The sequence below is a fragment of the Neisseria sp. P0021.S007 genome (genome assembly GCF_051956855.1).
Window position 1 is genome coordinate 1 of sequence record NZ_JBQCXA010001040.1, and the last position, 543, is coordinate 543.

Below are 543 nucleotides of genomic sequence, written 5' to 3' on the forward strand. Positions count from 1 at the left end.
GTACGGAGGCTGTAACGGTCGAAACTGTCCGATTTGTCTTCTTTATTGCGTTCCTGATAAATGTCGAAACCGCCGACCCAGTATTGGCGGGCGTTTCGGTAATAGACGACGGAATTGCTCAGCAGGCGGTTGTTGCTGTCGGAACGGGCGCGGCGGGTGTTTTTCAGACGACCCATTTCAACGGCACTCAAGGTTTGCAGCTTAGGCTGCCACCAGTGGTTGATGTGCAGGCGCGCACCGCTGGAGTAGGTGTAAGGATCGTTGCCGTAGAAGCGTCGTTCATGGAACGGGGTCAAGCCAATGTCGTTGTGCTGGTCGGCGTAGCCTGCGCCTACTGAGAAGCGGGTGGTTACGTCATTGTACTTGGTTCGTTCGGGATAAACTTTGCCGTAGGTATCCGCGCCTGCCGTAGCGTACCAGCCTTTGGGCAGCGACCATTTTTTCTCTGCGCCGAGTTGGTAGTTGATGGCGGTAGCGTCGATAGGCTCGGGGAAAGTCCAGTTGCCGTATGTGCGGCGGCTGGGCGCTTGGTTGATATTTTGT

General features: G+C 55.8%; 1 protein-coding gene. It reads right to left on the reverse strand.

Translation table 11 applies throughout. The features are described from left to right. The coding region (locus ACTHUR_RS17405) for a surface lipoprotein assembly modifier (protein ID WP_440399966.1) at nucleotides 1-543 on the reverse strand (543 nt) is incomplete at both ends.